The organism is Mangrovimonas sp. ST2L15 (assembly GCF_001280515.1).
Classification (GTDB): Bacteria; Bacteroidota; Bacteroidia; order Flavobacteriales; family Flavobacteriaceae; genus Mangrovimonas; species Mangrovimonas futianensis.
In genome coordinates this window covers 1-576 of the sequence record NZ_LBIQ01000038.1, presented here as the reverse complement: position 1 = coordinate 576, position 576 = coordinate 1, and the positions used below count along the sequence as shown (strand labels likewise).

Here is a 576-nt window from a genome sequence, read left to right as displayed (position 1 = left end):
TCAACGGTGGGGCCTTCCAGACACAAAGTACGCCGTTTACCATTTCCAACCTATACTCTGGAACCCATACCGTGGAGGTACAGGATGCCAACGGCTGTGGAAACTTAGTGTCCGTGACCATCGAAGCACCCCTAGGTATCACTCCTGAGGCTACTGCCCTACCATCATGTAACGACGATGACGGTGTGATTACCGTAACCGGTACTGGAGGTTCTGGCAACTTTACGTATGCCATAACACCTAGCTCTGGCTCAATAAGTTTATCTGGAAATGTGTTTTCTGGAGTTCCGGCAGGAATGTATACCATCACCATTACCGATACCGATACAGGATGTACCGAGGAAGTGGGCATCTCATTACCGGCCGCTACGCCTCCGTCATTTACGACCGTACCTACTGCCGTGACCTGTTACGGGGACAGTTCAGGTGCATTTGACATCAATGTAAGTGGATACTCGGGAAGCTATACCTATGAGGTATTCGATACCAACGGTGTCTCTGTGACCGGTGCAGTGGCAGCCAACACGTCCACCAACCCGATAACGGTTACCGGAATGGCAGCAGGAACCTTTACCG

1 protein-coding gene is annotated in these 576 nt (G+C 51.2%); it reads left to right on the top strand.

The annotated features are described in order from the left end of the window. Positions 1-576: hypothetical protein (locus ZA07_RS14975; RefSeq protein ID WP_157492169.1), on the top strand; the 576-nt coding region annotated here is incomplete at both ends.